The following is a 6,000-nucleotide window of genomic DNA, read 5'->3' on the forward strand; positions in this document are numbered from 1 at the left end:
AACATCCGACGTAATCTGAATGCGTGGCGTCGCTCCGCAAGATGACCCGCAAAGACGGGACCGAGTACATCCAGGTGTTGTACCGGCTCGACGGGAAACAGACCTCGACATCCTTCGAGGACTTGTTGTCGGCGACGAAGTTCAAGGACCTCGTCGGTCGGTTCGGGGCCGCGCGGGCTCTGCAGGTCATAGCCGGTGATCCGAGTTCGGCAGCGTGGACGGTCGGTACCTGGCTCGACCACTACATCTCACACCTGACAGGCCTGCGCAAGTCCACTCTCTACGACTACCGGACGTACGCCGCCAGGGACATCGGCCCGGTGCTCGGCGATCTCCCCTTGTCAGCCCTGTCGCGGGATGACATCGCCGAGTGGATGCAGGCCCTGGTCGACAAGGGCGCCGCAGGGAAGACTGTCGCCAACAAGCACGGTTTCCTGTCGTCAGCGCTCAACGCCGCAGTTCGAGCCGGGCATATCGCCGGCAACCCTGCCGCCGGGCAGCGCCTCCCGACGTCTGAGTGCAGGGACATGGTGTGTCTGTCCCCTGATGAGTTCAGGGCCCTGCACCACGCCGTTACGCCGCCGTGGAGACCGCTGGTTCAGTTCCTCGTTGCCAGCGGATGTCGGTGGGGCGAGGCGACCGCACTCCGTCCGTCCGATATCGACCGGGGGCAGGGCACGGTGCGGATCAGCCGCGCATGGAAGCGGACCTACGACCGCGGCGGCTACGAGTTGGGTCCGCCGAAGACCACGCGATCCCGCCGCACGATCAACGTTCCCCGCGGCGTTCTCGACGAGCTCGACTACTCGGGGGAGTGGCTATTCCAGAATCGAGCCGGCCGACCTGTTCGGCACAACGGCTTCCACGACCGGGTGTGGCGACCCGCGCTGGATCGAGTGTGGCCGCCAGTCGATGACGACGGCCAACCAGCTGCTCCCGCTGCCCTGTCGAGGAGGCCGAGGATTCACGATCTGAGGCACACCTGCGCCAGCTGGATGGTGATGGCGGGGGTGCCGCTGCCGGTGGTGCAGGCTCATCTCGGGCACGAGAGCATCAACACCACGATCAGTCTGTATACCCACCTCGACCGGCGCAGCGCGGAGAAGGCCGCGGACGCCGTCGCCGTGATGCTCGCAGAAGACTCCGAGCGGCCGTAGGCCTACGTTGCTCCTCAGCCTTCGCGAAATCCGCTCTTATAGAAGAGTTATAGGACAGCTATAGCGAAAAGCGTTGTACTGCATACTATTTGGTCGACTTCTTCTTGACCGGCTTAGCGTTTGACGGTAGGGTGGAGTCAAAGCCGAAGAAGGTGCGCTGCACCGAGGGAGCGGTACCGCCGGCGCCGCAGATGGCGCACGAGACACCGGTGGCTCGAGTTGGGGCAGAGGGAAGAGGCTGCTCCGAGGAGCTTCTCCGTGTCCGAATCCTTCAATGCCGCGCGTGCCCGTCTGGCGGTGCTCACCCGCTACCGCAAACCCGGAGATCCCGAGCTGATTTCGGCTCGTCGCCTCATGAGCGAGGAGTCCGTGCTCGCTGTCATCGCTCGGCAGCTCGGCAAGGTCTCACCTCTGTCGGCTGAGCTTTGGAGCCGCATTTTCCGCCTGGTCGACGACATCGACGGTGCGGCGTGACCTACTCCATGGCCGAGGCGGTCGAGCAGATCGGTGCTCCGTCTGAGCGCTGGCTTGTTGAGCAACTGCGTGCGGGGCGGTTCCCGGGCCGCAAGATCGGCCGGGCTTGGAGGATGACTGCCCAGGACATCGCTGACTCTCTCGAGGTTTGTCGGAACGCTCACCGGCCGGTGCCTGCCGCCGCCGAGTCGGCCGTAGGCCTGACGGCGCGCAGCCGATTGCACCTGCAGGGACACAGCACTCCCGATGGGCGCCGGACGCGGAGATGACCGAGGGCGCCGTGCATCGAGCGTTGCCCACTTGGGCCATCGACAATCTGACCTTCGGCGTGCCCTCGCAGGTGAGCGCGAAGACTGTCTGGAATGCGTTCGTCAGCATTGCGATGAGTGCGCAACGGCGAGGATGGTCTGAAGTGGAGTTCATCTCCGAGGTGACCCGGTGCGAGAGGCGTTCCGGTGTGGTAGGTGGCCGTGCGTTCAAGCATCACGTTCTGTGGCTGCAGCACACATCCTTCACCCGCAGTGATCGGCACGCGAACCAGTCGCTGCACCGGGCGTGGCTTCAAGCGACTGACAACCTGAACGGGACCGAATTGGTGACGCCCGAGGATCTCCGTGCAGCGGCCGTTGAGAAAGCCTTTGAGTGGCATGACAGACTGTCGAACCGAGTCGATCACCTCACCGATGCCGAGTTTAAGGTGATGCACTACGTCGTCGCTGAAACTGAACGGCGCCAGATGAGCCGGGTTACGTGTCCTGCTCGGGCGGTCGCTGGCCATACGGGGTTGTCCCGCATGGGTGCCCTGCGCACACTCAAAGGCCTGAGCACTCGTGGCCTGTTGGTACAGCATTCCCCTGGCCGAGGAGGGCCCCGGGAGGCTACCCGTCGTGCTGCGATCTACTGCTTGCCGGACCCGGAGACCGTGATTTCTGCCGTCGGTCAGCAGTAGTGCCCTGTCCCGGGCGAACAGCAGCCCTGGGACTCGTCGCCGAAGGTCCATCTACTACGAGTCCCCTATCGCCCATGGTTGGGACATAGGTAAATCCTCGGGAGTGTCTATGTCCCAGGGTCGTTCGGCGCGACGAAGGACGAGAAGGCGCACAGGACCGTTCATCAGAGTTCCGATCGCGGAGGCCCGAGATGATTGCCGCCCGGGTCCATGTTAGACACGCCGACGGCCATGGACTCCGGATGGGCGATGCCATAGCGTCGGTCTAGAAGCTGCAACGGCACACTGCGCTCGACGGTTCGGGTTGGAGAGCGTATCGAGACCGGGTCGGAAGTCTCAGACTTGGCGGTAGATGCCGACAGATGGCGCTGGCGGATTGCTCAGCCCAGCGCTTAGTGCTGACTTCCGTACCGGCAGAAACCAAGTGCCGGCAAATACCGCCCAGGTACCACGCCGAGGACCGCTAATTCGGCAAGGTCGTAGCTGTTCCCGAGAGGATGACCATGTCACCGCAGCCGGCTTCTGACCCGAACGTTCATCAGCTCAGCCCGCATGGCATGGCAATGGTGCCCACCGAGTTCAAGCTGGAGCCGCGCTGTCGCGTGTGCCGGAATGACACTGTGCGGGTCAAGGTGAACGGCATGTTATCCGGCGGGAACAGTTACGCGTCGATCGTGCGGGCGCTCGCGGAGGAGAACGCCGCGTTGTCGCAGTGCGACCGGGTCACCATCGACTCAGTGCGAAACCACACTGCCCGGCATTTCCCCGTACAGCACGTGGCGAAGGCGACCTACCGTGAGATCCTCGAACGCCGGGCGCAGGAGAACGCCGTCGACTTCGTCGAGGGCCTTGGTGTGGCGATCACACCGATGGCTCTCTACGAGTCCGTGATGGTGAAGGGCTACCAGGCGCTGATGGAAACCGAGACGGTCGTCGACATCAACACGGCGATGACGGCCGCCAACCGTCTGCAGGCATTGGTGGACGCGCGGTCGAGCCAGGGTGATATCACCGACATCTGGGTCAAGATGAACCGAGTGATCGAGGCGGTCAGAACCGTTGTACCGGAGAGGATGTGGGGGGAGATCCTGGAGAGGCTCGAGAGTCCGGATGCACCTCTGAGCGATAGTCGCGATTCCGCCGAACTAGACGTCCCGGTCTTCGATCCTCTCGGTGGTGTTGACTTCGAGGATGATGAAGATGACTTCTGACTCCCCTTCTGGGTGGACTCTGCAGAGTCTGGCTTCGCGGAATCCTGGAATCGTCGGATTGTCGGAATGACCGGGATGCGTGCGAGGCCTATGGCGCAGTTATAGTACAGGTGTAGCGAATTATGTTGTTAGACAACAATTGTCATTGCTTCTTGGGCACGGTAGAGTGTAGATCGGTACACCGTTCCCGCGCTGTACCGACCGGATTCGCGAGAAGGAAGAGCTCGACAGTCCCTGAGACACACCTAATCGTGCGGCAGGTCGTCGTACGCAGATGCCGAAGGAGCTGCTGCCATCTTTCAGCCGAATGAAACAGTGCACCAGGATTCTGCGCCCGCAGCGATGCAGTCCAACTACAACTACAACTACAACAGCAACGAGCACGTATCGACGAGGCTGCGGACGGTGCTGAGGTCCCGGCCGGCATCCCCAGGATTGTTCGTCTTGACGGCTGAAGAAGAGGAACGCGTCGTCGTCCTCTTGAGTCAGGGCGGTGGCCCTACATCGGCGTCAACGGTCGACGAACTGAGGCCCGATGGTGAATTCGTTGGGCTTGACGTGGACTTGGATGCTGCTAAGAGCATCTCGACCCGCTACGGGGCGAAGTCGCCCGGGGTCGAAGACTGCGTGGATGCTGACGTCCATGACGTTGTTGTCGACGGCCGGTCGTCGGAACGGGCGGACCCTGAGAGCGGGACTAGCGCCGAGGAGTGGACGGCAGGCTCGTGAAAGCCGGCGCACCGAACGACATGCTCACGGCTGGCGCTCAGACGGGCGTTTAGCAGAGCGCGGGGCGGGGTGCGGCGAGCACGCGGACGACTGCGCTACATCCGATTGTTTGTCGAACGAGGAGTAACCCAAAGTGATCTCGAACTACGTGAATGACGAAGCCATGAATGACGAGGATCGGAGGAAGTTTCTCTGGGGTCATGCCGTGGTTATGAGCAATACGCTGGTGAAGGAATTGCGCGAGAACAGCCATACGAGGTGGTCTGGAATCGTCGAAGAGCTCGGAGAGATAATCGACCTGGATTTCGACGTCTGGCAGTTCAACTACTCGGACGGGTCTCCGATCTTCCGTCTTCTTCGTCTCCCGGACGCGTCGGGAGGTCCGCTCGTGGACGTGACGCCCGGGGATCATGCTCCGGGCCCGCCATGCATGTGTTGTGACAGCCTTGATGGGATCGTCATTGTGCCGGGAGTTCCGCCACCTGGGATGGAGATTGTGGTAGCTGAGCCACCGTCGGCAAGCGCCGGGTTGGTCGAGGCGTAGCAGTTTTGGCGCCGCGTGTGCGCGTCTTGCCGCCGATGTGAACGCCACGGTGCTCGGCCGAGCGGCTCGCCGGGAGGAGCACGCCCCGATGCCCGCGGTGCACCCTCAACGCGATAACGGCCCGAGACACAGGCTGCCCTAGACGGGTATGGCTTCGAGTCGTTAGGATGAAATTGCTGGGAGCAATGTCGGTGGTGTGGCCGACAGCCGAGAGTCTCTGGCGAAGAAGTACCAAACCTAACAAGTAGCTGCCTCGACCGGTTGGCTATTCCTGTCCGCCCTTTCTTCCGTCCCCGGCAGACAATTGTTCCTCGTACCAGGCTGGGCCCGTGGTAGTCGAGGCACATGGGAGCGCACCAGCCTTGAGGTGTCTGCCATGTCAACCGCTCAGCTGTTTCTGCTGCCCGTCGTGTTCATATTTTTGGAACGCGTCACATGGGTCTTGTTCTGTGTGTGGGTTGTCCGGATCTTTAAGGATCGTCCACGCGCAGCGGCATGCCTGATTCGTGCGTCCGGCAGAAGATATCCATTCCGCCGGCGGGGTTCCGCTTAGATATGGATCCCCGAGGCCCCGACCACCCATACGTGGTCGGGGCCTCAACTCTCTCCCTGGCACTCAGCGCCGAGTGTCGACTGCTACGACATAGCGCGGAGGTGCCAAACGAGGGTGTTACTGGCTGGTGGTGAAGTTGGGAAGGAGGACGATGACGATTGGTGATCCGAAGAGCCAAGCTAGTCAAGTTGATCGAGAGGTTCAAATATCAGGGGCTGGTACCTCCGAAGCTCTTCGGCGTCCCCCGAGGACGACATGTTAATTTGCACTTCCCGGCGCAAGCGCTGCGCGAATCTCTCGCGTCGTTGTTGACGACGGTCGAAAACTAGGCCAGAAGCGACGGTTGAAAAGTAGGCCACGTGGTCGTGGTTATTGTGCCGTGT

Annotated in this window: 6 protein-coding genes; all 6 read left to right on the forward strand. The window is 62.0% G+C overall.

Annotation, left to right across the window (positions count from 1 at the left end; translation table 11 throughout):
- Window positions 1-23: 23 nt before the first annotated feature.
- The 6 genes from AU195_RS19310 to AU195_RS19335 all read left to right on the forward strand — a co-directional run bounded on the left by AU195_RS19310 (window position 24) and on the right by AU195_RS19335 (window position 5,064).
- Window positions 24-1,157 (forward strand): tyrosine-type recombinase/integrase, encoded by a 1,134-nt coding sequence (locus AU195_RS19310; RefSeq protein WP_059160670.1) that lies wholly within the window; start codon window positions 24-26, stop codon window positions 1,155-1,157.
- Between the two features lie 258 nt (window positions 1,158-1,415).
- Window positions 1,416-1,631, forward strand: a complete 216-nt coding sequence (locus tag AU195_RS25790) for a hypothetical protein (protein WP_157531191.1) — start codon at window positions 1,416-1,418, stop codon at window positions 1,629-1,631.
- Window positions 1,632-1,896: 265 nt separating this feature from the next.
- A complete protein-coding gene (locus AU195_RS19320; protein WP_059160671.1) occupies window positions 1,897-2,580 on the forward strand; it encodes a hypothetical protein in 684 nt (227 codons plus the stop codon).
- 497 nt (window positions 2,581-3,077) lie between these two features.
- A complete protein-coding gene (locus AU195_RS19325; RefSeq protein ID WP_157531192.1) occupies window positions 3,078-3,791 on the forward strand; it encodes a hypothetical protein in 714 nt (237 codons plus the stop codon).
- Window positions 3,792-4,133: 342 nt separating this feature from the next.
- A complete protein-coding gene (locus AU195_RS19330; RefSeq protein WP_059160673.1) occupies window positions 4,134-4,520 on the forward strand; it encodes a hypothetical protein in 387 nt (128 codons plus the stop codon).
- 133 nt (window positions 4,521-4,653) lie between these two features.
- Window positions 4,654-5,064 carry a hypothetical protein gene (locus AU195_RS19335; RefSeq protein WP_059160674.1) on the forward strand — a complete coding sequence of 137 codons (411 nt, stop codon included), beginning with the start codon at window positions 4,654-4,656 and terminating at the stop codon, window positions 5,062-5,064.
- Window positions 5,065-6,000 lie beyond the last annotated feature (936 nt).

Origin of the sequence: Mycobacterium sp. IS-1496 (assembly GCF_001499995.1) — a bacterium.
Taxonomy (GTDB): Bacteria; Actinomycetota; Actinomycetes; order Mycobacteriales; family Mycobacteriaceae; genus Mycobacterium.

Excerpts from the sequence above, each read along its gene's own strand:
- AU195_RS19320 (WP_059160671.1), top strand. The coding sequence starts at position 1,897 with ATGACCGAGGGCGCCGTGCATCGAGCGTTGCCCACTTGGGCCATCGAC.
- AU195_RS19325 (WP_157531192.1), top strand. The coding sequence starts at position 3,078 with ATGACCATGTCACCGCAGCCGGCTTCTGACCCGAACGTTCATCAGCTC.
- AU195_RS19330 (WP_059160673.1), top strand. The coding sequence starts at position 4,134 with ATGCAGTCCAACTACAACTACAACTACAACAGCAACGAGCACGTATCG.